This is a genomic window from Marinobacterium litorale DSM 23545 (assembly GCF_000428985.1).
GTDB lineage: Bacteria > Pseudomonadota > Gammaproteobacteria > Pseudomonadales > Balneatricaceae > Marinobacterium_D > Marinobacterium_D litorale.
The window spans coordinates 132,453-154,398 of record NZ_AUAZ01000004.1; the positions used below are offsets into that span (position 1 = coordinate 132,453).

Annotated in this window: 30 protein-coding genes and 1 pseudogene; 2 read left to right on the top strand and 29 right to left on the bottom strand. The window is 66.2% G+C overall.

What is annotated here, in order from left to right:
• The 17 genes from G403_RS22215 to G403_RS0105120 form a co-directional block, all read right to left on the bottom strand.
• Entirely contained in the window at positions 1–459 is a 459-nt protein-coding gene (locus tag G403_RS22215; protein WP_036232624.1) for a hypothetical protein, read from the bottom strand.
• Positions 460–493: 34 nt separating this feature from the next.
• Positions 494–772 (bottom strand): DUF6127 family protein, encoded by a 279-nt coding sequence (locus tag G403_RS0105040; RefSeq protein WP_027853034.1) that lies wholly within the window; start codon positions 770–772, stop codon positions 494–496.
• Positions 773–885: 113 nt separating this feature from the next.
• Positions 886–1,857 carry a contractile injection system protein, VgrG/Pvc8 family gene (locus G403_RS0105045; RefSeq protein WP_027853035.1) on the bottom strand — a complete coding sequence of 324 codons (972 nt, stop codon included), beginning with the start codon at positions 1,855–1,857 and terminating at the stop codon, positions 886–888.
• A 4-nt stretch (positions 1,858–1,861) separates the two neighbouring features.
• On the bottom strand, positions 1,862–2,071 hold the full coding sequence (locus tag G403_RS0105050) for a tail protein X (RefSeq protein ID WP_027853036.1): 210 nt from the start codon (positions 2,069–2,071) through the stop codon (positions 1,862–1,864).
• Complete coding sequence (locus tag G403_RS0105055) at positions 2,071–2,466, bottom strand: phage tail protein (protein WP_027853037.1); 396 nt, start codon at positions 2,464–2,466, stop codon at positions 2,071–2,073. The genes G403_RS0105050 and G403_RS0105055 overlap by 1 nt, the downstream gene beginning before the upstream one ends.
• 34 nt (positions 2,467–2,500) lie before the next feature.
• The gene (locus G403_RS22220; protein ID WP_051298553.1) at positions 2,501–4,810 is read right to left on the bottom strand and encodes a phage tail tape measure protein; all 2,310 of its coding nucleotides are present in this window, start codon (positions 4,808–4,810) and stop codon (positions 2,501–2,503) included.
• Between the two features lie 136 nt (positions 4,811–4,946).
• On the bottom strand, positions 4,947–5,192 hold the full coding sequence (locus G403_RS0105070) for a phage tail assembly protein (protein ID WP_027853038.1): 246 nt from the start codon (positions 5,190–5,192) through the stop codon (positions 4,947–4,949).
• Positions 5,189–5,437, bottom strand: a complete 249-nt coding sequence (locus tag G403_RS0105075; protein WP_027853039.1) for a hypothetical protein — start codon at positions 5,435–5,437, stop codon at positions 5,189–5,191. Before G403_RS0105075 ends, G403_RS0105070 begins: the two co-directional genes overlap by 4 nt.
• Before the next feature lie 14 nt (positions 5,438–5,451).
• Positions 5,452–5,955, bottom strand: coding sequence for a phage major tail tube protein (locus G403_RS0105080; RefSeq protein ID WP_027853040.1), 504 nt, complete (start codon positions 5,953–5,955; stop codon positions 5,452–5,454).
• Positions 5,956–6,016: 61 nt separating this feature from the next.
• Entirely contained in the window at positions 6,017–7,243 is a 1,227-nt protein-coding gene (locus G403_RS0105085; protein ID WP_027853041.1) for a phage tail sheath C-terminal domain-containing protein, read from the bottom strand.
• Positions 7,236–7,739, bottom strand: coding sequence for a hypothetical protein (locus G403_RS0105090; protein ID WP_027853042.1), 504 nt, complete (start codon positions 7,737–7,739; stop codon positions 7,236–7,238). The genes G403_RS0105085 and G403_RS0105090 overlap by 8 nt, the downstream gene beginning before the upstream one ends.
• Before the next feature lie 5 nt (positions 7,740–7,744).
• Complete coding sequence (locus G403_RS0105095) at positions 7,745–8,230, bottom strand: 2OG-Fe(II) oxygenase family protein (protein ID WP_027853043.1); 486 nt, start codon at positions 8,228–8,230, stop codon at positions 7,745–7,747.
• Positions 8,227–8,760, bottom strand: a complete 534-nt coding sequence (locus tag G403_RS0105100; RefSeq protein WP_027853044.1) for a hypothetical protein — start codon at positions 8,758–8,760, stop codon at positions 8,227–8,229. The genes G403_RS0105095 and G403_RS0105100 overlap by 4 nt, the downstream gene beginning before the upstream one ends.
• A gap of 3 nt (positions 8,761–8,763) precedes the next feature.
• Complete coding sequence (locus tag G403_RS24360; protein WP_051298555.1) at positions 8,764–9,672, bottom strand: phage tail-collar fiber domain-containing protein; 909 nt, start codon at positions 9,670–9,672, stop codon at positions 8,764–8,766.
• Positions 9,669–10,307: a phage tail protein I gene (locus G403_RS22230; RefSeq protein ID WP_051298557.1), complete on the bottom strand. Its 639-nt coding sequence runs from the start codon at positions 10,305–10,307 to the stop codon at positions 9,669–9,671. The genes G403_RS24360 and G403_RS22230 overlap by 4 nt, the downstream gene beginning before the upstream one ends.
• A gap of 65 nt (positions 10,308–10,372) precedes the next feature.
• Positions 10,373–11,269: a baseplate assembly protein gene (locus G403_RS0105115; protein ID WP_027853045.1), complete on the bottom strand. Its 897-nt coding sequence runs from the start codon at positions 11,267–11,269 to the stop codon at positions 10,373–10,375.
• A gap of 70 nt (positions 11,270–11,339) precedes the next feature.
• Positions 11,340–11,675: a GPW/gp25 family protein gene (locus tag G403_RS0105120; RefSeq protein ID WP_027853046.1), complete on the bottom strand. Its 336-nt coding sequence runs from the start codon at positions 11,673–11,675 to the stop codon at positions 11,340–11,342.
• Positions 11,676–11,744: 69 nt separating this feature from the next.
• On the opposite strand from G403_RS0105120, the gene G403_RS0105125 reads away from it, so the two are divergent.
• Positions 11,745–12,002: a type II toxin-antitoxin system ParD family antitoxin gene (locus tag G403_RS0105125; protein ID WP_027853047.1), complete on the top strand. Its 258-nt coding sequence runs from the start codon at positions 11,745–11,747 to the stop codon at positions 12,000–12,002.
• Positions 12,003–12,014: 12 nt separating this feature from the next.
• Entirely contained in the window at positions 12,015–12,314 is a 300-nt protein-coding gene (locus tag G403_RS0105130; protein ID WP_027853048.1) for a type II toxin-antitoxin system RelE/ParE family toxin, read from the top strand.
• Positions 12,315–12,534: 220 nt separating this feature from the next.
• Here G403_RS0105130 and G403_RS0105140 read toward each other — a convergent pair whose 3' ends face one another.
• From G403_RS0105140 to G403_RS0105190, 12 genes and pseudogenes are all read right to left on the bottom strand, one after another.
• Positions 12,535–13,116, bottom strand: a complete 582-nt coding sequence (locus G403_RS0105140; protein ID WP_027853049.1) for a phage baseplate assembly protein V — start codon at positions 13,114–13,116, stop codon at positions 12,535–12,537.
• The gene (locus tag G403_RS24840) at positions 13,100–13,606 is read right to left on the bottom strand and encodes a hypothetical protein (RefSeq protein WP_084403935.1); all 507 of its coding nucleotides are present in this window, start codon (positions 13,604–13,606) and stop codon (positions 13,100–13,102) included. Before G403_RS24840 ends, G403_RS0105140 begins: the two co-directional genes overlap by 17 nt.
• Positions 13,606–13,848: pseudogene (locus G403_RS24845) on the bottom strand (phage tail protein); the annotation flags it as partial. The gene G403_RS24840 and the pseudogene G403_RS24845, both read right to left, overlap by 1 nt.
• A 312-nt stretch (positions 13,849–14,160) precedes the next feature.
• Positions 14,161–14,484, bottom strand: coding sequence for a head-tail joining protein (locus G403_RS22240; RefSeq protein WP_051298559.1), 324 nt, complete (start codon positions 14,482–14,484; stop codon positions 14,161–14,163).
• The gene (locus G403_RS24365) at positions 14,477–14,818 is read right to left on the bottom strand and encodes a hypothetical protein (RefSeq protein WP_051298561.1); all 342 of its coding nucleotides are present in this window, start codon (positions 14,816–14,818) and stop codon (positions 14,477–14,479) included. The genes G403_RS22240 and G403_RS24365 overlap by 8 nt, the downstream gene beginning before the upstream one ends.
• A 9-nt stretch (positions 14,819–14,827) precedes the next feature.
• Positions 14,828–15,862 carry a major capsid protein gene (locus tag G403_RS0105160; protein ID WP_084403937.1) on the bottom strand — a complete coding sequence of 345 codons (1,035 nt, stop codon included), beginning with the start codon at positions 15,860–15,862 and terminating at the stop codon, positions 14,828–14,830.
• A gap of 12 nt (positions 15,863–15,874) precedes the next feature.
• Positions 15,875–16,261: a head decoration protein gene (locus G403_RS0105165; protein WP_211232646.1), complete on the bottom strand. Its 387-nt coding sequence runs from the start codon at positions 16,259–16,261 to the stop codon at positions 15,875–15,877.
• Positions 16,262–16,271: 10 nt separating this feature from the next.
• Positions 16,272–17,507 (bottom strand): S49 family peptidase, encoded by a 1,236-nt coding sequence (locus tag G403_RS22250; RefSeq protein ID WP_051298563.1) that lies wholly within the window; start codon positions 17,505–17,507, stop codon positions 16,272–16,274.
• Entirely contained in the window at positions 17,479–18,978 is a 1,500-nt protein-coding gene (locus tag G403_RS0105175; RefSeq protein ID WP_027853053.1) for a phage portal protein, read from the bottom strand. Before G403_RS0105175 ends, G403_RS22250 begins: the two co-directional genes overlap by 29 nt.
• Before the next feature lie 132 nt (positions 18,979–19,110).
• The gene (gene gpW / locus G403_RS0105180) at positions 19,111–19,338 is read right to left on the bottom strand and encodes a gpW family head-tail joining protein (protein WP_027853054.1); all 228 of its coding nucleotides are present in this window, start codon (positions 19,336–19,338) and stop codon (positions 19,111–19,113) included.
• A gap of 11 nt (positions 19,339–19,349) precedes the next feature.
• Positions 19,350–21,257, bottom strand: coding sequence for a phage terminase large subunit family protein (locus G403_RS0105185; RefSeq protein ID WP_245578202.1), 1,908 nt, complete (start codon positions 21,255–21,257; stop codon positions 19,350–19,352).
• A gap of 118 nt (positions 21,258–21,375) precedes the next feature.
• A complete protein-coding gene (locus G403_RS0105190; protein WP_027853056.1) occupies positions 21,376–21,912 on the bottom strand; it encodes a hypothetical protein in 537 nt (178 codons plus the stop codon).
• Positions 21,913–21,946: the final 34 nt, after the last annotated feature.

The window sequence follows — 21,946 nt, forward strand, 5'->3', positions numbered from 1 at the left end:
TCACTGCCCTCGCGCCTTGGCCAGTGCGCGCTGGCCAAACCAGAAGCTCATCACCGCCGCGAACAGCGCCTGGGTCTCCGGATCCCAGATCTGCGGCAGGGCCACCACGAATGCGAGTCCCTGGTCGGCCATCAGGACGTACAGGGCGCTGAGTTTCACGGCAGTGAACAGCAGGAAGAAGGCGTAGGTGATCACCGGGCGCACCGAGGCGCGCAGGCCGTCCACCCATTTCACGCCGGTGAGCCGGTTGTCGTGCTTGTAGAGCGCTTGGCTCTCGGCGATATCCGCCTCCACGGCGATCTCTTCCAGGCGCTGGCTGTGCCCCAGCCGCATCTGCTCCATCTGGCGGTCCAGGATGGCGAGTTCGTGTTTGCGGTCCTCGCGGTCCTGCCAGAGCTTGAGCAGGTCGGGAAAGGCGCTGGAGATGAAGCCCAGCAGGCTACCGAGCAGGGTCAGCATGTTTATTGTCCTCCGTTGTCTCTATTTATTTGGCTCAGGGCTGCTTGAACTTGATGGCCAGCCCTGCCATCAGGGCCAGCAGTAGGCCGGTGGTGGCGATGCGCACCATGGTCTGCCAGGCGGTGCGCTTGGCGAGGTTCAGTGCCTGCAGCAGCGAACGCAGCTCGCGGATGTCCTCCCGGGCGTTTTCGCCGTCCAGGCCGACGTCGGCCAGTGCCCGCCGGGCACCGCGCTCGGCGGCCCGGCTCAGCATGTCTTCGAGGTCTTCCTGCGGCAGGGTCACCAGGGGTGTGTGCTTGTCCTGTGGCGCCATAGGCCCTCCGAAAAACACAACGACCGCTCGGCGGCGGGTATGTTCAGGACGAACGGTATGCCGCGAGCGCATGGATGCGCATGAGCGGCCGTCAGGGTGAATCGGTGTTGAAATCAGCGGTTGGGGGTTTCGGCTTCGATGCGGGTGACGAAGCCTCGGCCGTCGAACTGGTGTTCGATCCGCTGGAGCAGCCACTCCCCGTCCACCGGGTCGCGCAGCCCCGTCAGCCGGATCTTGCCCTCGGCCTGCAGCGCCGGATTGCCGATCAGGGTCAGCGACAGGGTGGCGTTGCCGCGGCGCAGGGATTCCAGCTTGGCTGTGGCGGCGCGGGTTGCCGCCTCGGCGTCCGGATAGGGGTGGCGCAGGGTGTAGACCGGCTTGCCATCCCCCACCAGCACCGGCACTCGGTCCGCGCCGTTCGGGTCGTGCCACCAGGCGCGCACCGCCTGGTATTTGCCGCGCTCGGCTTGGGTCATCCGGTGCCGGCTGACGTCCGTGGCGGTGATGGGGATGGTGGGCAGGTCGCGGCCGGTCGCCGCCTTGGCCTCGCCCCTGGGCACGAACACCAGAAAGCCGGCTACCGGCTTGGCCACGGTGCCGTGCTCCCGTGCCAAGCGGGTCAGCAGGTGCAGATCGGATTCTTCCGTTTGGTCGAGGTGCGTAACATGGATACCGGCCAGGGACTCCGCCACCCGGGGGGTCAACCCGTGCTCGGTGGCGATGGTGGCCACCAGGTCGCCCAGGCTCAGGTCGTGCCAGCTGCGGGTCCTCGGTGCCTTGATGGCCGCGCGCATGTCCGCCGCCTTGCCGCGAATGGTGAGGCTCGCCGGTGGCCCCGAGTGCTCAACTTCATCCACCACGTACAGGCCCATGCGGCTGAGGCCGGAACGGCCATTGCCCAGGAATACCTCCAACTCCGCGCCGTGGGTGGGCCACTCGATGCGGCCATCACGGTCGTCCAGCAGGATCTCGACAGTGTCGGATTGGATGCCCGCCTCGTCGGTGATGCGCAGGGACAGCAGCCGATCCCGGATCCTGGCGGTGATGTCCCGCCGATCTGCGAGGATGCGAAAGTCCGGTTTCATTCATCTAACCCCACAGGCGGATAGTGGCGTCATTCACCGGCGTATGGTTGAGCTCCGGCAGTTCGATCTGGATGCCGGCGGGCAACACCGGGCCGCGCTCGGCCAGGCCGGGATTGGCCGCCAGTACCGCTTCCACGGCTCCTCGAGCCCGGCTGTACCAGGCCAGGCAGACGGCATCGAGCATGTCGCCGTCTTTGGTTCGGTAGCGGGCCATCAGTCGTCGTCCTCGCCATAGTGGGTCAGCTGCAGCCGGAAGCCTTGCTTCAACGGTCGCCCGTTGCCCTGGAAGATCGATTGGGTCTCCTCGAGGTGGGTGATCACCCAGCGCCCCCAAATGAAGCCGAGGCCATCCACCAGCAGCAGCGGTTCTCCACGGCCGGCTTGCCGGCGCATCAGCTCCAGCTGTAGCAGGCCGCCGCGGTAGTGCGGATAGATCACGCCGGTCAACTCCAGGGTCTCCTCACTCGGCCCGAGGAACTGCTGGGCCGGGCGGCGCAGCAAGCGCTCCTGGGGTTGCCAGCGGTAAGCCTGGCTGCGCTTGAGTTCCTGGTAGGCCGCCGTGTCCACCGAGAAGCGGTAGTCGCCCAGCGCCATCATGGTTTCGTTCATCGGATTGCCTCACGGAAAAACGGCGGGCTTCGCCCTAACCGTCGTACAGTGCCGAGCGCCGATCGGTCTCAGCCCGCAGCCGCTGCGCTTCCAGCGCTTTCTGCACCTCGGCCGCGATGGCCTTCTCGTCCATGCCCGGCTGGGCGTGGATGGTGATCGGTGCATCGATGCGCACGTATCGCGAGGTCTTGTGCACCGGACTGGCCGACTCGATCTGTGGCAGCGCCTCGACCGTCGCCGTAGGGACGGCCATGGCCGGTTGTGCCGCGAGGGCCGAGCCGACGGCCGCCGTCGCGAGCCGGTTGCGGCGCCGGTTCGCCGGCTTGGCCTCGGCTTGTTCATCGTCGCCGAACCAGCCCGACACCTTGTCCCAGGCCTGACCGAGCAATTCGAAGGGTTTGGCCAGCAGTTGGAGCTTGCCCAGCAGCCAGTCCACCGCCCCGGCGGTGAGCGACTTGACGCCCTCCCACAGCCCACTGAAGAAGGCGCCGATAGGTTCCCAATACTGGATCAGCAGATAGGCCGCGCCAGCCAGAGCCGCGATACCCGCGACGATCAGGCCGATGGGATTGGCCGTCATGGCGATGTTCAACGCCCACTGCGCGGCGGTAACCACGCCCATGCGGGCAGCACTCAGCGCCGACAGGACATTCAGGCGCGTCATCCCCAGCTGCGCCAGAGCCAGTCCGGCACTCAGAGTGCGGTAGGCCGTCACCAGCGACAGCACCCCGCCCTTTAAGAAGGTGTAGGCATAGGCGCCGGCGATGGCTGTCACCTTTAGAGCAATCAGCCCCGCGGTCGCGCCCACGATCACCTTGGTGAGCAAGGGATATTCCTGCGCCGCTCCGGAAACCCAAGAGGCCATGCCGGCGAACAGCTCGGCCCCGGCAGCCACCGTGGGCAGCAGGACACTGCCGAGACTGATGGCCACACTCTCCAGCGCGCTGCCCAGGCGCTTGAGGGCGCCGTGGGTGGTGGCGCTCATCTTGCGGGCCATGGCCTCGGCCGTGCCCTGGGCCTGCCGCAGCTCGGCGATGTAGCTGTCCAGGGCACCGCTGCCGGCCTGTTTGAGCAACTCGGTGAGTCCCGCCGAGGCCTCCTCGCCGAAGATCTGCTTGACCGCCTCGGCCCGCTCGGCCGACCCCAGTCCTTCGGTGGCCTCGGCCAGCTCCTTGAGCAGTTCCGGCACCGGCCGCAGGTTGCCGTCCAGGTCGGTGACCTCCACCCCCAGCGCCGCCAAGGCATCGGCGGCCGCCTTGGGCGGTGCCGACAGGCGCAGGAAGGCCGCCCGCAGCGCGGTACCGGCCATGCTGCCCTGGATGCCGACGTTGCCGAGCAGGCCGGCCATGGCCGCCACCTCCTCGATACCGGCGCCGGCGCTGCTGGCGACCGGTGCCGCGTATTTCAGGGTGTCGCCCAGCATCTGCAGGGTGGTGTTGGAGCTGGTGAAGGTGGCCGCCAGCACGTCCCCGACCCGCCCCATGTCCTCCGCCTTCAGCGAGAAACCGCTGAGGATGTTGGAGGCGATGTCGGCGGTCTGGGCCAGATCGCTGCCGGCGGCCTGGGCCAGGCTCAACATTCCCGGCGTGGCGGCGATGATCTCGTTGGTCTTGAAACCGGCCATGCCGAGAAAGGTCATGGCGGAGGCCGCCTCGGAGGCGGAGAACAGGGTGCTCTCCCCCAACTGCCGCGCGGTCCGCTCGAGCTCTTGCAGAGACTCGTCACTGGCCCGGGTGATGGCGCCCAGCTTGGCGATGGACTGCTCGAACCCCACGGCGATCCGCACCGGCGCCGCCACGCTCGCGCCCAGAGCCACCGCGTCGAACAGCTGGCCGCGCAGGTCTGCGCGCTGGGCCTTGACGGCCTCCTGAGCACGCATGACCCGCGCGAGCCGCTGATACTTCTGGCTCAGGCGATCGACCGTCGCCCCCAGTCGGACATTGTCACGGGCGAGACCGGTGGCGGAGACTCCCGCACCATCCAGCTCCCGGCGGCTGCGCTGCAACCGCTCACGCTGTTTGGCCAGCTCCCGGGACAGCCGCTCGGTCTTTTGTCGGGCAGCCTCGAAGGACTGGGTGAGGCGTTGGCTGGGCAGGTCAGTCTGCGCCAGCTCCTTGCGCAGGCGCATCAGCTCCCGGGAGGTGGCGTTGTAGGCCGCACGGGCCTTGCCCACATTGGCCTCGGCCAGTTCGAACCGGCGGACCGCCGCCTGCTGGTCCTTGAGCTTATCGAGGGTCACCCCCAGCCGACCCAGCTGTGCCTGGGAGCCCAGTACCGCCTGACGAAAGCTCTGACCCACCGTCGCCCCGATCTGGAGCGCCAGCTTGAAGGACGATGCGGTCATGGCTGTAAATCCTTCCTTTTCGGCAATACGTCGAGCCAGGCCATGAGTTCATGGCCGTCGAGTTCGAGCAGTTCGGTGAGGGACCAGCCGGTGTGGCTGGCGAGGACGACGAGGGCGCGACGGGCGTCGCGGGGCGTCAGGACAAAAAATCCTGATAGGCTTTCTGCAGCTTGGCGTAATCCGCCATGTCCAGATCCAGCAGTTGCTCGGACGTCACCTCACAGAGGTTGGCGAACAGCTGGATCTCCTTTTCCGCATCGTTGCGGGCGCCCTGCTCGACACCGAGCATGTCGCGCACCTTGGGACGGCGCAGGCGCAGGATTTTCACTTGCGCGCCATCGACGCTGATGGGGTGCTGCAGTTCCACTTCGATGCTGCTCATTGGGCGGCGTCCTCTTTGTTCGAATCGGTGTCGGTGTCCGCGGTCTCGGTGTCACCCGCCTTCAGCGCCTGCACCTCCCGAACGAGCTCGCCGATCCGCTCGGCAGCCGCCTTGTCCGGGCTGATGAAACCGCCGTTGCGCAGAGGCCGCGCCTGGGATTCGGTGAGCAGCAGCGCGTCGCCGTAGCTGACCTTCTTGCGGTTGTGGGTGGTGGGCTTGATCACGTAATAGGTGTGTTGGTCCATGAGTGTCTCCTGCTTCAGATACCGAGGGCGTTACGCACCGCGGCCAACTGGTCGATGCCGCCGATGGTGCGCACCATGTTGGGAATGTCGACCTCGTGGACGACCTCGCTGCCATGGGTCAGCTTGTAGTAGCGCAGTGCCATGACCACCTTGAGGGTGGCCTTCTCACCGGGCTTCCAGTTGCCCGGATCCATCTCCCGCACGATGCCTTGCAGGTTCACCACCACCGCGGTCTGGGTTCCCGAGTCAGAAACCACCGCCCCACGGATGGTCAGGGGAGTGAGTTGGCCGGGCGCCAGGCCAAACAGCTTCAGCACCTGTTTGTCGAAGCGGGTCAGGGTGAATTCGCATTCCAGCTTCTCCATGCCCATCTCCACCTCGATGGGCGCGTCCATGCCACCGTTGCGGAACTCCTCGGTCTTGAGGGTCAGCTTCGGCAGGGTCAGCTCCTCCACGTTGCCCGCATAGCCGCGGCCGTCGACGAACAACGCCATGTTTTTCAGGATGTCATCCAGCATTTAAGTCTCCTTTTGCACAGGGACGTGCTTATGTCGCGAGCGCATGGATGCGCAGGAGCGACTAAACCGCTTCGGGCAGCACTTCCACCAGGTAGTCGTTGACCAGGTGGCTGCGGAAGGTGATGTGTTCCGCCGGGTACGGCGGCGTGAAATCGAAGTCGATGTAGACCTTGCCCTGGGCGATCTGGTCGGGGCTGTTCAGCGCCGGGTCCGCCCAGGCGCGGCCGTTGATGATGGCCCCCACGGTGCGCAGGTGGCGCAGGTAGGCGTTCACCCCTTCCAGCACGTCCTCGAGATAGGTCTTGGTGATGTTGCGATCCACCGCCCACAGATGGGCGCGCAGCAGCGACTCATTGATCATGTCGGCGGTGCGGCGCACGCTCAGGAAAGCCCACTTGGGGTCGGCCGAGCAGCTGCGGTTGCCCCACAGGCGGAAGCCGTCCTTCTGGATGACGGTGGCCACCTCGTGCGCGTTGAGGAAGTTGGCCCGGGCATTGGCATCGCCCAGCGCGAAATCCACGCTGCGCACCGTGCCGGTGATGCCGTAGATCTCCCGGTTGCTGGGCGACCACCAGAAGCCTCGCTCGCTGTCCGACTTGGCGATCAGGCCGGCCACGCGGGCGCTGGCCGGACGCGCCACCTCGCCGTTGCTGCGGGTATCCCACACTTTCACCCAGGGATCGACCAGGTAGACCCGCGGGCTGCCGAACCGCTCGCGGTAAGTGATGGCCTCGGTGTCGCTGGTGTTGGGGCCGTCGGCGATGATCACCGCACGCAACCGGTCGGCCACGCCCATCAGCTCCGCCACCACCGCCGGGTGGTGACTGAACTCCGGTGCGATCAGGATGCGCGGCGTGACCTTGACCTCGCTCTCGGCGGCGAGAAAGGCCTGCACTCCGAGGTACTGCCCGGTCTCCGGATCGATGCCGCCGATGATTGCACTGACATCGGGCAGCCAGGGCGCTTCGAGGAGCCCGTCTTTGGCCGCGCTATGCATCAGACTTGGCCTTTCGATGATTCCGTCAGGCACCCGCACGACCACAACCAGGGCGCCGGCCTGATCAAAGATGTCATCCAGCGCCGCCGGCAGGGTGCCGCGCTGCCCCAGAGCGGCGGCCTCACCGCGCTTGCCGGCGATCAGTACCGGTGTGTGATAGGGGAAACGCGCTTCCTCCGCCTCGGGCGCGGTGCCGATCAGGCCGATCACCGAGGAACGGACCGTCTGGATCGGACGCGGGCCGCTGTCGATTTCGACGACCTCCACGCCGTGTAAGAACTGTTCAGGCATTGGGCATTACCTCGATGTGATGAAGAAACAGGAAGCACAGGTACCAGTCGTCCTGCGCGGTCACGGGCACTTCGTGTTCCGCCGCCAGTGGAAAGAGATAGCCGTCGCCGGCCTGGTTGGTATGGGTGACGGCATCGGCACCCTCCCAGATCTTGAAGATCCCGCCGCTGTTCAAGGGGATCGACAGGCAGTTGAACAGGGTCTTGGGCGCCGCATAACGATCGAGCAGACCGCCTGTGGGGAAGTGCAGCAGCCAGGCCTCGTTGGACGTATCGCGCAGGCTCGCGGGCACCTGCGCGGCGAATGCCTCTTTCAAGGCATCCGGAAACTGCCAGTACTTGAGAAAGCGGTACTGGGAGAGCACGTTCGGCCCGTTGACGCCCATGCGGCGCCAGACGCCCACGCTCTTGCGGAAATGCTCAGTGTGCGCCTGCGCCGCCGACAGCAGCGCACTGCACTGCTCGGCGCTGAGCAGCGCCGGTAGTTTCTGCGTCATGGTGATTACCTGTAGAGAAAGACGATGACATAGCGATCGCTCAGGGCCGGCGGCACCCCATGGATCTGAGCGATGTCGTCGAAACGGATCAGTTGGCCGGCCCGGTCTGGGATGGGTTGCGGCCGGTCGAGATCATTGCCGCGGTACCAGACGAAGGCTCCGCTTTCCGACTGCAGGCAGAGCAGCGCCACCGCGAGATAGCCCTCGTTGTCCACATGGGGAGGAATGCCCCCTCCCGGCTCCGTCCAGTTGACGACCCAGTCCTCCAACCCGTGGCCGGGCCACTCGGGTGCGACGGTGTCGATGGCGAGGCGAAGCGCCTCGGGACAAGCGATCCGGCCACAGGAAAAGTAGTGGCCCGGTGAGCCGTTCAACCCCAGATTGGGCTTGTGGCGGCTGCGATCCCGCCAGTAGGCGCGGTCCAGCGCCGCGAACTCCGTCCTCAGGCAGGCCGCCTGAGCCGGTGACAGGTGCTGGCTCACCGAGATCATTGCGGTGTCCCCGGATGCGGCTCACGGCCCAGCACTTCGTGCAGGCCGCCCTCCAACTGGGCGTTGAGCACCTCCCGCTCCCGGATCTTGTCGCGGTACTCGTAGCCCGGTTGCAGCGCGTAGGCCTCTTTGTACCGATCGTTGTTGGCGACGATGTCGGCGATGTAGGTCCGCATCGCCCGGTATTCCGCCAGCGACGCCTCGTCCAGCCCCGCCGCGGCGATCAACTGATCCAGCACGCCGTAGACGATGTTGAGCTGGTGGTAGTAGCGGTACTGGCGGAAGATCTTGTCCTGGCAGTCGGCGTCCAGTTCCGTCTCGGTGATGACGGTGGTCTGGCTGGCAATCGGTATCACCTTGCCGTCGTCATAGTTGCCTTCCCAGGTTTCCTTCTCCGGATCCATCTCCACCGTCTTGTATTTGAAGTGGGTGTCATCACAGGACGAAGCCGCCAGTTGCATCTCCTCGGTGGCGTAGGTCAGCCCGATGTACTGACCGGTGAACTTGTTGAAAACGACGATGACCTGCATGAGTTATCCCCAGAATCCGTTGGTGCTGGTCGCGATGGCGCGCCAGGCACCGGCCTTGATGAAGGTCGTGGTGTACTCGTCCGTCCACCAGGCACTGCCGTTGCCCGTGCCGCGCGAATAGCGGTTCTTGTACTTCACGATCAGATGGTCGTTGTCGTTGAAACCACTGCTCGGGTGGATCGCCAAGGCCCAACTCAGCGCCGTGCTGGCCGAAGCGGTGTTGCCGGTGGCGCGAACGTCGACGTAGACCGCTCGCGGGGTATCGACCAGGCGGATATAACGGTTGTCGTGATTGTGCGCCGACGGCGGATAAGACGCCGGTTTATCGTCGATCTGACTCCAGGGGTGGCGGTGGGATGCCCGGGCATAGCGGGCGTCGCCATGAACGCGCATCCCGGCCGGGGTGACGGCCTCGTCCGGTACCGTGCCGGCCTTGGCCTCGGCCAGGGTCGCCAGCCGCACCACGCCCAACTGCTCCGTGGTGGCCGGAGAGAGATTGACCCCGCCGGTGCCGATCACCTTGACGCTGTCCGCCGGCAGGGCGCTCAGGGCCAGGTCGAAGGCCAACAGGAGATCCACCCCGGCGGCCTTGTAGGCCAGGGGCTGGCTCGGATGACTCCAGATCGCCAGCAGGGTGCCGTCGTCGAGATAAAAGCCGATCTCGCGCACCCAGTAAGCCAGCTCGCCGTCCTCGATGGCGGTAATATGGATCTGGCTGTCGGAGAGCCGGTTGCCGTTGCTGATCGGGATCCGGCGCTTTTCCCGTTTCAGGGCGGTGGCCGAGGCCTCCGGCGTCCAACCCTGATCCCCCAGGGCCACTTCGACGATGTTGGCCTGGAGGCCGGAATGGGTAGCATTGAAGACGGCTGTGATCCCCGCCTGGGTGATCACCGGTTTGAAAGCTGTGCTCATACGGATTCCATCGCTACACGAAAGACGGTATAGAGGCGTTGAAAGGCGCCCAGGTGAACGGCGCCGGCGAGTCTCGCACCCGGGTAATGGGCCTCTCCGGCCTCGCGCGTTCGCGCCGTCGTTTGAGCGACGGCGGCCAGCCCCAGCCCGGCGCCGAAACGGGCGCCGACCTTGAAGTCGTAGTGACTGCGCACCGGTTTGGCCGTATCCACCGCGCGTTTCAGCGACCGGTAGTAGTCGGCGGTGAGCAGCGGTGCGTCGTCTTCCCGAAAGTTGTCACTAGCCCAGGCCGTGACCGAGAAGGTGTGGGGCGGCCCATCGGTCTCGAACCACTCGCGCAGCTCCACCTGCACCCCCAGCACGGCCATGGCGCGGCGCACGGCCTCCACCGTGCCCTTGCGCCGGTGGATCACGACGCTCTCGGCGATGACCTTACGCTTGACGAAGGTGGGCCAATCGCTGTCCCAGGCATCGACCGACAGCGCCCAGGCCAGCCAGGGCAGCAGGTTCTCCGGGCAGGTTTGCGGGTCCCACAGGGTTTGGATCGGCACTGGCAAGTCGCTGGCGCGCTCGGTCACCTGTTCGAGCGCGCGTTCACCAGGCGTGGCATTCAGCGGTAGCAGACTTTTATTCATGGCGCACCTCCCTGTGCGCCACCCTTCGGGCAGCCTTCGGCTGTGATAAACGCCAGTCCTGTCGTTTATTCATCCCGACCTCCCGTCTGCACCGACACCTGGGTGCACCAGGCGGCCTCCTGCGGAGCGATCACCAGATCGCGCGTGGGTTGTTGCAATACCACCCGCTGGACACCGGGCTGATGCAATGCGGCGTACAAACCCGACAGGGTGATGTCGTTGCCGAGCAAATGGTGGCGTGCCACATAGTCACGAGCGGCCGCTTCCGCCGCCTGGCGCACTACTTCGGCATCCGGCCCTTCGTAGAGCCGCAGTTCGGCCTCCACGCGGTACTTCAGTATCCGCGGCTTCTGGACCCTTACCTGATCCGTCAGCGGTCGAACCGACTCGGCACCGAGGCGTTGTGCCACCGCCGCCAGCAAGGCGTCGTCCGGCATGCCGATGCCCTCGGTGGACAGGACCGTCACCACCACCTTGCCGGGTTCGGGGCTGGTCACGTCCACATCCTTCACCCGCGGGCTGGCCGCCAGGCTGTGGAAGACGTAGCTGCCCACCGGGCCAGCGGTGCTGTGCCCCTCCAGACTCAGCTGCACCCGCTTGCGCAGCCGGTCGTCGGATTCGTACCGGGGCGGCACGGGTGGAATGGCCTCGGCATCGCCGGGATCGATGAGCTGGCGCTCCACGCCGAAGAAGGCGGCAAGGTTATCCAGGTCCGCACCCCGGGCGTAGGCCAGCATCACAGCGCGGCTGGCGTCGTTGATGCGGGCTCGGAGCAGCAACTCCCGGTAGGCCGCCACCTCGAGAATCTTGTAGACGGGGTCGCTCTCCACCAGCGCGGAAAACCCCGGCGCTCGCGACCGCAAGTCCTCCAGCATGGCCGCCAGGATCGCCTCGTAGTCCAGGCTTTCCACGACTTCCGGCGAGGGCAGTCGGGCCAGGTCGATGGCGCTGAAACCTGTCATGCCGCACCTCCCTGTGCGGCACCCTGACAGGCGCCCTTCGGGCGTGCAAAACGCCAATCCTGTCGTTTTGTCATACCTCTATCCCTTCCAGTCGTATGGGTCGGCCGCTGGGACGGTACTCGCCTTCCAGCAAGAGATGCAGACGACCTGAGGCGATCTGCTCCACCTGGATGCGGCTGACCTCCAGACGCGGCTCCCACCGGCGCAGGGCCTCGGCCGCCGCCGCGTAGATCTCCACCAGGGTCTTGCGATTCATGGGCGCATCCACCCACTGGTACAGCCGGGACCCGTAGTCCCGCCGCATCACCCGCGAGCCCAGGGGGGTGGTCAGGATGTCGACGATCGACTGGCGCAAGTGGGCCTCACCGGTCAACCATTGGCCGGTGATTCGGTTCATTCCGTCCATACAAACTTTGACAATATTTGTATTCTGTGCTACCTTTGCAGTTAGACACGTGAACTTTGGAGCAGGCAGATGCACGTCTCTCTCACCCCCGAACTGGAAGCCCGAGTCAAGGCCAAGGTCGAGACCGGCCTCTACAACAACGCCAGCGAAGTGATTCGCGAGGCGCTGCGCTTTATGGAGACCCACGAGGACTGGATTCACGAGATCAAGCTCGCGCGTCTGCGTGAGCAACTGCAGGCTGGCCTGGATCAGCTCGATCGCGGCGAAGGTGTGGCCATCCGGTCAAAAGGCGCTTTGGATGCGCTCTTTCAAGACATCCAGGGATAGGCTCGACACTGCATGATGGCCTATACCCTGGTTATATCCCCCGTTGCTCGCGATGACTTAAAACAGATCTACCAATACGGAGCCCTCAACTGGGGAATATCGCGGGCAACCAGTTACCTTGAGCATATCAAGGAACAGCTGTGGCACTTAACTGAACACCCGGAAATGGGCGTAATGCGCGACGAGCTACTGCCCGCCATGCGCAGTCTTTCCGTTGACAGCCATGTGGTTTTCTACCGCTTGCAGGAGCTTCAGGTGCAAATTGTTCGGGTCTTGCATGCCAGGCAGGATCCCCAACTGCACATCAAGTAATTTCAATTGACTAGGAGGGAGTTGTGGATTCGACAAGAGAACACAGCCGGCCTCACAAGTCGCCTCAATCAATCAGCGAAGAACCTCAGGCAATCAAGCTCACTGCCGAGGACTCAGCAACCTTCCTTGAAAGGCTGTGCTCCCCCGTTCACTTCAACGATAAGTTGATCGCGGCTTTCAAAGAACATGATCAACGCGTCACCAGCAAATAGGTCATCACCTACTGCGTTTGATCAGGTGTACCGGTTGAACTCGGCCCTGAAACCACGCCTGGATGGCTATGACCGTTGTAGATCTCCCGGTCGGCCTGCATCGAGCGGGTGTGGTCGGTGAGGTCACCGGAGGCGCGGATATGGCCTTCCACCTCGACGTCGCCGACGATGCGCACACCGCCCGGCGAGATCAGCTGGGTGGTCGCCCCGGGCGGCAGCACCGCCTTGAGGGCATGGGCCTTGCGGTCGTATTCAATGACGGCACCGTCGCCGTAGACGACCCGGTGAACATGGGCCGCATGCCCCGGAGCCGGGTACGCCTGCTGATGCAGCGAGCCCAGCACCACTCCCTGGGCCAGATCGCCGCTGGGCGACAGCACGAGTACCTGCTCGCCGATCTCCACCGGCCACCAGCAGTTGTCCCCGCCGGCCCGCGACGTCATCACGGGCAGCCAGGCGGTCTCCAGTTCACCGATCCGGATCCGCAGGCGCGGGATGTCGCCGGCGTAATCCGCAGCGATGACGCGCCCCAGCCGGATCAGATTGGCCAGCCGCCGGTGCAATTCGGTGACTTCAAACGCTAGGGTCATCGCCTGTCAGCTCCAGTTGATCTCCGGCTTCGCCGTTCCAGCCGAGGATGACGGTGTCCGGAACGATGCCCTCGCCCGCCCAGATGCTCTCGCCCACGCGCAGGGTGTGGGTCCATTCCACCAGCCAGATGCGGTGCCCCTGGTACTCCGGGCTGAAATGATCGGGGGCTGCCTGTTTGATGTTGGCACGCCCGACATTGAGCTCCGCCCAGGCGTGATCGTAGAGCCAGAGCATCACGGCCTGCACCAGGCTCCAGAGCACGGCCTCGGGCTGCCGATCCGAGACCAGGACCCGCGCCTCCCAGTGCGCGATCAGGGCCAGTTCGCCGGTACCCGGATCCCGGGCCGGCTCCAGCTCTGCCAGATCCAAAAAGATGGCCGGCAGGCGCACCTCGTCCCGGCGCTTGGGAAAGGAGCTGCAGTGCCGAACGCCGGCGATCTGCGCCAGCCCCTCCAGCAAGGTTTGATGCAGCAGGGTCAATCGGTCCATCAGGCGGCCCTCGACAGATAGCGCAGCTCGCGCTGGAACAGGGTCTCGAACTGGCGCAGCGCCGGCCCCTCGGAGAGATCCTCCATGACGCCGGCCATGCGCCCGGTGACCACCAACTGCACCTCCTGGATGGGCAGCCGCGACTTGCCGCGGCGCCGAAACACGCCCTGGTGTCCATTCGGCATGTCGGCCAGGAAGGCGTGATCCCAGTGGCGGCGCCCCACCCGCACCCCTCTTGCCGTTTGCCGTTTGCCGTGGGGTGCCCAGGGCCGCGGCCTTGATCACGCCGGCCGTCTTCGCCAGGGCCACTCCGGCCTCGGGTCGGCTGTTGCGCGCCCGCAGCAGCACCAAGCCCGGGCGCACCGCACCCACCTTGACGTCCAGCGAACGGGCGGTATCCCGCGTCACTTGCGTGCGCAGCCAGCGCGCCGTCTTGTTCAACGCCCGCACCGCCGCCTTGCGGGTCTGGTCCTCGCTGGCGGCCAGCGCCTGGGGCCACTGGGACAGCGGCGGCTTGGGGGTAATTTGCAGTGCCAACATGGTTCACTCCGTTGTCACTCTCGTTCCACCGGCAAGGCTGGTGCGATCCACACCAGCTGGTGCAGATCCAGCCGCGGCTCGGCTTCGAGCCGGTAGACCCGGCCCTCGAGCTGGATCTCATCGCCCCGGTGGGGCTGCGGCACTTCCGAGACACGGAACTCCAGCTCGGCATCCTCGCCGTGCACTCGCCCCTCGCCCAGCTCGAACAACTGCTCCGGGCGCCGGGCGATCACCCGGATGGTCATCGCCGCCTGCGTTGCTGGGATATAGGTGGCCTCCCGGCCCAGGTGCTGGAACTGACTGTCGATGGCGCGGGCGAAACGCGCCCGGCTACTCATCGTCCGCTGTGTCGGCGGCGAGGCGCTGGTAGGTCGCCCAGGCCTGGTCGCGATCGGCGGCGGTGATGTCCCGCCCCAGCACCGATTCGATGGCCTTCACGTTGGGTTTGCCGTCCTTGCCGAAGGACTCAGAATCGAGATCGGCGATGGCGTCCACGATGGCATCGATCAGCTCGGCGGTGTCGATGGCGGCGGCCTCACCCGGTCGCGCGAAGCCGCGGTCGATCAGGCGCCGGGCTTCGTCCTCGGGAACCTCCACCGGCTCGCCGGGCAGCACCGTGGCGGCCTGCTCCGCGCGTCCGACGCGCAGGGCAATGAGGGGAATGATCTGCATACCGGCCTCCTATCGAACGGTCGCGCAGAAGGATGCATTGGGACGGTAGGGCACGATCAACGGCGCCGATTGCATCAGCAGCCAGCGCACCGCCGGGTCCTCCTCCAGCCAGGATTTGGCGAAGTAGCGGTTGGCCTTGTAACGGGCCTTTTCGTCCTGGATCACGCCGTAGCACCGGGTGCCCTCCAGCATGGACTGGCTGGCCATCAGCACCGTGTAGTCCGGCAGCAGGTTCCGGGGCTGGCCGTCGTCGTCCACGTAGAGGTCGTTGTAGACCCAGAAATCGAAGTCGCCGATGGAGCCCACGTAGCGGGCCTTCTCATTGCCCTGGCCGCGTACCATGGGGTCGACGCTGAGGGTAATGCCGGTGCCTCGGCGGATATCCAGCAGGCGCTCCACCTTGTCCTTGTTCTTGAACAGGCGCCAGGCCTTGGGATCCATCACCACGGTGCGGGCCGCCACCCCGGACTTGCTCTGGATCAGCGCCGCCCAGTCCTCGATGTCGTCGAGCACGTTGGTGGCCGGCAGGTCCCAGGTGTTGCCCTCGCTCAGCGCCAGGGTCAGGGCCGGGTCGCGCTGGAAGTCCACCACCACGGTCGGGTAGTTCTCGCCGGAGACGGTGACCTTGCCGGTGCGCAACGCCTCGCTGGCCATCACCTCCTCGCGCCGGGTGAGGTTTTCCAGCTGGTTGACCAGCGCCTTGTTCAGCGCCGCCTCGCGCCGGTACTGGGGCGACAGGGCGCCGCCGATCTTCTCGCCCACCAGGCGCTTGAGGGGCGCATTGGGATCGAAACGGCGCTTATCCTTCACGTAGGCCGGTTTGAAGCTCTTGGTCTCGAAGCCCTCCTCGTCGACCACTTTGCCCGCCACCAGCGGCGAGACGAAGGGCGCCAGGCGCGGACGCGACTTGTCGATGTCGAAATGGATCTCCTCGGAGTCCTCGGTCTGCACCGAGCCGAAGAAGGTGTCCAGCAGGAAGGAGGCGGATCGCTCCAGGTGTTCCACGGTCCGGTTCAGGACGTGCGTCGAAAAGATATCAATCATGGTGCTCGCTCCTTACACCGGTTGGTTTTTGCGCAGGAACAGACTGCGGTCACGAAAGGCCTCCCGGACGCTGTCCAGCGTGTGGCCGGTGCCCAGGGACAGGGCCAGTTCGTTGAACTCACCGGTGAAATAGACAACGGCCTGCCGGTCGCCGGCGGTGGTGTCCACCGCCTCCGCCAGAATCGCATCCGGCGTCTGGGAGCCGTCCTCGGCCTCGAGGGTGCTGATGCGGTAGCGGCCATCGGCCGAGATCCGCCCCAGCACGGCGCCGACCGGCAGGGCGACGCCACCGGTGATAGTGACCAGCCGGCTCACCCTGGGGTACTCGCCGGCGATAAGGTTGTCGGGCCGCGTGGCGCCCTGATCGGTGAACCCTGCAGCAATGCCTGGAATCGTCACGTCTTACCTCCTATCGATAGGCTGCGAGGCGCTTGGCAACGTCTTCCAGCGCGTCCTCTTCGTCATCACCATCCGGCTCGATCGCCGGGTTGCCCATGGCGGCCATCACCTGCTCGAAACCGCTCGTGGCGGTCGGTGTCTCTGGGGCCTGAGCCGCCTGCACCGGAGCCGCCTCCAGCGCGGCCACCGCCATCTCGGCGGGCATGTCGGTGGCAAAGGCCAAGTGCCGGGCCAGTTGCTCACGCCCCTGGGCCGACTCGGCACCGACGATGGCGCCGATGCGTTCGCGCTCCTGGGCGCGCCCCTGATCCACCCCCTGGGCGATCAGCGCGGCCACCAGCTGCGGGTGCTCCGCCTGCAGTGTTTCCAAATCCATGACGGTTTCCTCGTGTTGCAAAGTCGATGTGTGGGGTTGTCGGGACGGCCCGGGTGACGGGTTGCCCGCGGGTTTGCTGTCCGGGATGTCGGCGATGGTTTTCTCGAGCGACCCGGTGCGGTCGGCCAGGCCGTTCTGCACCGCCTTGCGGCCCACCAGCACGTCGCCCGCACCGAAATCCTTCACCACCTTGGTCGGGTCGACCCCGCGGTTGCGCGCGACGGTGTCGACGAACACCTGGGCCATAGCGTCGATGCGGGCCTGCAGTCGCAGCCGTCCCTCGTCCGACTGGGGATCCAGCCGTTTCAGCGGGCTTTGCGAGGAAACGATCTCCACCCGATCCGAGGCCGCCTCACCACCCCGGTACACCGCCACCACGCCGATCGATCCGAGCGAGGAGGTTTCCGACACCACGATCTGGTCGCAGGCGGAGGCGATCCAGTAGGCGCCGGAGGCGGCGTCGCCCGAGGCATAGGCGAGAATGGGCTTGATGCCGCGTGCCTCGTAGATCATGTTGGCGAACTCGGCGCAGCCGTTGACCTCACCGCCCGGGGAGTCGATGTCCAGCACGATGCCGCGGATGTCCGGGTTGTCCAGCGCCGCGGTGAAGTCTTTGGCGAGGATCTCGTAGCTGGAGGCGCCGCTGATCGCCGTGAACAGATTGGCGTAGCGGAACAGCGGCCCCACCACCGGGATCACGGCCACGCCATCGCGCTCCTCGGTGACCTGGGTATTGATCAGGTTGCGGCCCCGGCGTGCCGAGAGCGCCTGGGGCAGCTCGTGTTCACGGGCGGCGATCGTCAGGATGGTGCTCAGGGCCGATTCGGTGATGGCCCAGGGCTCACCGGCGGCGTGGTTCCAGAATCTCATCGTCTCGTTCATCCTCGTCGGCGGTGGGCGGCGGCGCTTCTCCCAGGGTCAGGCCCAGCTCGCGCAGCTTGTCCTGCTCGCGGGCGCGCTGCTCCAGGACTTCCTCCCAGTCGAGGCCCTGGGCCGCGCACTCGTCCTCGAGCGTGGACAGACCGATCTCCATGCGCAGCTTCGACGCCTGCGCCTCCTTGACCGGGTCGATCCAGCCGCGCCCGGGGCCGATCCATTTGCAGCGTGTCCACAGCGCCTTGTTCTGATAGAAGCCGGGGGCTTCGATCAGCCCCTTATTGATCGCCTCCTCCAGCCAGAGCTCGTACACCGGCCTGGCCCAGTAGGTCGCCAGCCACAGCCGGCGCCCGGTGAAGAAGCGCCAGGCCTCCATCAGGGCGGCGCGGGCCGAGGCGTAGTTGGTCTTGGAGAAGTCCTTCATCAGCAGCTCGAACGGCAGGTTAAGGCCGGTGCCGATGTGGCGCAGGACGTTCTCGACGAAACTCGCATAGGCCGCGTTGGGGCGGCTCGGGGTGAAGGGCGCCACCTTGTCGCCCGGGAAGACCGGGATGACGGCGCCGCCCTGCAGCTTCACCTGCCATTCGTTGCGCGCGGCGATGTAGTCCTCGGTGGAGCCGCCAAACATCTCGCTGATGGCTTCCCCGTCCAGGGGCGTTTCGATGAAGGCGGCGATCATGGCGTTGACCACCGCCGCCTGCAGTTCCGAGCGCTCGTAGTGATCGAGCATCTTGAACAGCGGCATGATGCTGCTCAGGATGGGCTTGCCGCGGCTCTGGCCGGTGCGTTCCTTGTCGTGCACATGGATCACCCGCAGGCGACCGAAGGCCGTGCGCACCGGGATGCGTTGCCACTGCGCGCCGGTCTCCGTCGTCCCCATCAGCCGGTCACCGGGATGGGTCCTGCGGATCCAGTAGGCCAGCGGCGCGCCGTAGGCATCGGTTTCGATGCCGCCGCGCAATCTGCGGTCATCGAGGCGGTTCGCCGGGGTGGCCAGGCGGTCCGGCTCGACCAGCTGAAGCGTGGTGGCGAAGCGGGTGTGGCGCTTGGGCAGCCACAGCGGCAGTGCCAACGCCTCACCGTTGACCAGGCCAGAGCGGAATACCTGCGCCGTCAGCCCGGCGAAAGTGAGGCTGCGGGCGGCGTCGCACTCGGTGGTCTCGGCCCAGCTGCGCCACAGTGCCTCGGTGCGGCGCGACCAGTCATCGGCCCAATCCTTGTCCCGCCCCAGGGCCTTGTAGTCCGGCAGTGCCGAGAGCCGCAGCCCGCCGCCGACCACGTTGTCCACCAACGTCTGGATGGCGCCGGCGGCGACGCCGTGGTTGCGCACCAGGTCCCGCGAGCGGGCGACCAGGGTCGGCAACTCGCCGATGAGGTCCGCGTCCGGCGAGCCCACGGGCGGCAACCAGCTGGCCAGTTCCCGGGCCGTCAGCGAGGCGGCGCGATGGGCGGTGTCCTGAGCCATGGGTGACGCACAGGGACGTGCTAATGCCGCGGGAGCCATGGATGGCGGGAGCGGCCTGCCATCCGGCCCCAGTATTTGCGGCCGCACTGCAGTGCTGGACTGAATAGGGCTCACCTCTTGTGTACCTCGGGTTCAGAATTTCATGAGCAGCGGGCCTCGGCGCGGCTTGCCCTCGCGCGTGGCGATCTCGGCTTTGAGCCGGGCGATATAGGCTTCGAGGGCGCCCCGGTCGGTCTGGGCGTAGGTGGTGGCGCCATAGCCGCCCACCGACACCGTGACCTCCCGCTCGCCGATCATCAGGCGATGGAGGGCACCCTCCGCCTCCAGCAGCCGCTGGCGCAGAGTGGTCGTCTCGGTCATGTTGAGAATCCTCAGAGGTAGGGATCGTCGGCCGTCACGGTCGCCCGTTGCGGCAGTGGCCGCAGCGCTTTGACGGGGGCCGCCGGCGGCACGGCCGGCCGTACCGGCTCGGCTTCCGCCACGGGCCGAGCATCGACGCCAAGCGCCTGTTCGAGCCGCTTCCAGTGGATCTCCTTGAAGCGGTCGAGCCCGTAGATGCTGGCCGCCGCGCGGGCGTACACCCGACAATCCAGCGCCTCGTTGTTCCGAGCGGGGTCCTTCTCCCAGGTCGCCTTGGGAAAGCCCTTGTGCAGCCGGATGACCCGCTTTTCCGCAGTGAGCTGCTTGAAGTATTCCTCGCCGTATTGCGGGAAATGGCAGCTCCCGGGTGGGTAGGGCTCGCCGCCCGCCAGCGCTTCGTCCGTCGGTCGCGGCAGCTTCAACCAGCGATAGAGCTCGACCTTGGCCACGGGACCGCTGACATTCCATACCCGAAGCCCCCGCCGCTTGCCGCCGGTATCGGCCTTGGAGACGCTGAGGATGAGTGCCGTCTCGGTATCGCGCCCTTTGACGGCCACCACGGTGCGCGGCTGTGAGGCCCGCGCCCCGGCGCCGCCCCAGACCGCCTGCGGATACTGGCGAACCCAGCCGTAGACTTCCTGGGTGGCGTAGCCCGAGTCCACGCACATGACGCGGATCGGCAGGGTGGTGCCGAAGGCGTGGGGCCAGTCGCGGCCGAGCAGCCGGTCGAGTTTTTTCCAGACCTCGGGCTGGGCGGTATCGCCGTCCAGAACCCGGTAGTCGACGGACCAGGATTCCTTGTTGCGGCCCCAGGCCACCACCTCGCACTCGAGGCGATCCCGCTGCACATCGACGCCGGCGGTGAGAAACAGACCGCCCGCCGGGACGATGCCGACCGGATAGGTTTCGCGCCGCTCGTAGAGCCGCTCCCAATCCGGCGCCTCGAACTCCTCCTCGTAGGGCTCGCCCAAGACGGTATTGACGAAGCCTTTCATCAGGTCGGAGTTCTGCTGCGCGGCCTCGAACATGCGCGCCGCCTCCCCCCAGGAGAACCAGCCCACGGGGCTGTAGAGGGACGACAGATGGTAGCCCTGGGTACGGCCATCCCCCTCGGCCGTCGCTCGCCACTGCCCCTGCTCGAGCATGCGGGTCTTATGGTGCTCGTCGATCAGCCGCTCGCAGGCCTCGCAGCAATAGCGCGCAGCATCGGGCTCCCCCTCCGGCCAGCGCAACTGACTGAAGCGCAGCGGCTGCTCATGGCCGCAGTGGGGGCACGGCACGAAGAAATAGCGCTGATCCGAAGCCTCGAACTCGCGCTGGATGCGCGAGGTGCCTTTGATGGTGGGCGTGCTCACCAGCAACACCTTGCGGCGGCGGGCGAACGTGGCCGAGCGCCGTTCCGCCAGCAGGATCGGATCACCTTCGCCCTCCACGTCGCCGGGGTAGCCGTCGATCTCGTCCATGAACAGATAGCGGGCGGGCATGGAGCGCAGTCCCACGGCGCTGTTGGCACCGGTCATCACCAGCACACCACCGGGAAACTCCTTGGACAGGATGGTGTTGCCGGCATCCCGGCTGCGCGCCGGCGCCACCCGTTCCCGCAGCTCCGGCACGTCCTCCAGTTGCGGGTCGATGCGCTGGCGCGAGTTCCGCTTGGCCATCTCCACGGTGGGCGACACGGCCATCATCGGCCCCGGCGCCATGTGGATGACATAGCCGATCCAGTTGTTGCCGGCTTCGGTACCGCCCACCTGAGCGCCTTTCATGAACACCACCCGCTGCACCGGGGACGAGACCGACAGGCAGTCCATGATCTCGCGCAGGTAGGGCGTGCGCTTGGTGCGCCAGCGGCCGGGTTCGGCCGCCGACTTGGGCGACAGGCGGCGGAAACGGTCCGCCCATTCCGACACGTTCAGCATCGGATCCGGCTTGAGCCCTTCCCGCCAGGCCCCCTCGATGCCTAAGGCACCCTCGTAGTACTCCGTCTCACCGCTCCTCGGCATCCCTGCCGTCGCGGCATTAGAACGTCCCTGTTCGTCACTCGACCTTGGGCTGGATGTCGGCGAGCTCCGATAAGTGCTGTCTGACATAGGCTTCCAGGGTGACATGCATCTTATGCGGCTCGACGTCCAGCTCGGCGGCCATCTGGGCCGACACCCGGGCCGGCCAGCTCAGCCAGGCATCCCGCTCTGCACGGGCCAGCCGGAACACGTGGGCGAGCGCCTTGGACCTATCCACCAGTTCCCGCTTCATCTGCTGCAGCTTCAGGCGGCTGGTCTGGGCCTTGAGGACCTCGTTGGCGGTCCGGGCCTGCATATAGGTGGTGCCACCGGTCGAGGTACCGCTTTCCTGCAACGTCTCGGCGACCGCATCCAGCGCCGCTTTGGGCACCGCCTTCTGCTGGGGTTTGCGCTGCTGCGCCCGGTCGGTGTTGCGCCCCCATTCGGCATCGGCCCGGGCCACGTCGATGGTGCCGTCAGGCTCTGGTGTGATACGCCCGGCCTTGATCGCCTTGCGCACCGCCGTATCGGAGACCCCGCGGTGGCGCGCATAGGCACGCAATGACACACCCATCACTTAATCCGTTGTTTTAAATGGCGTTTTTAAG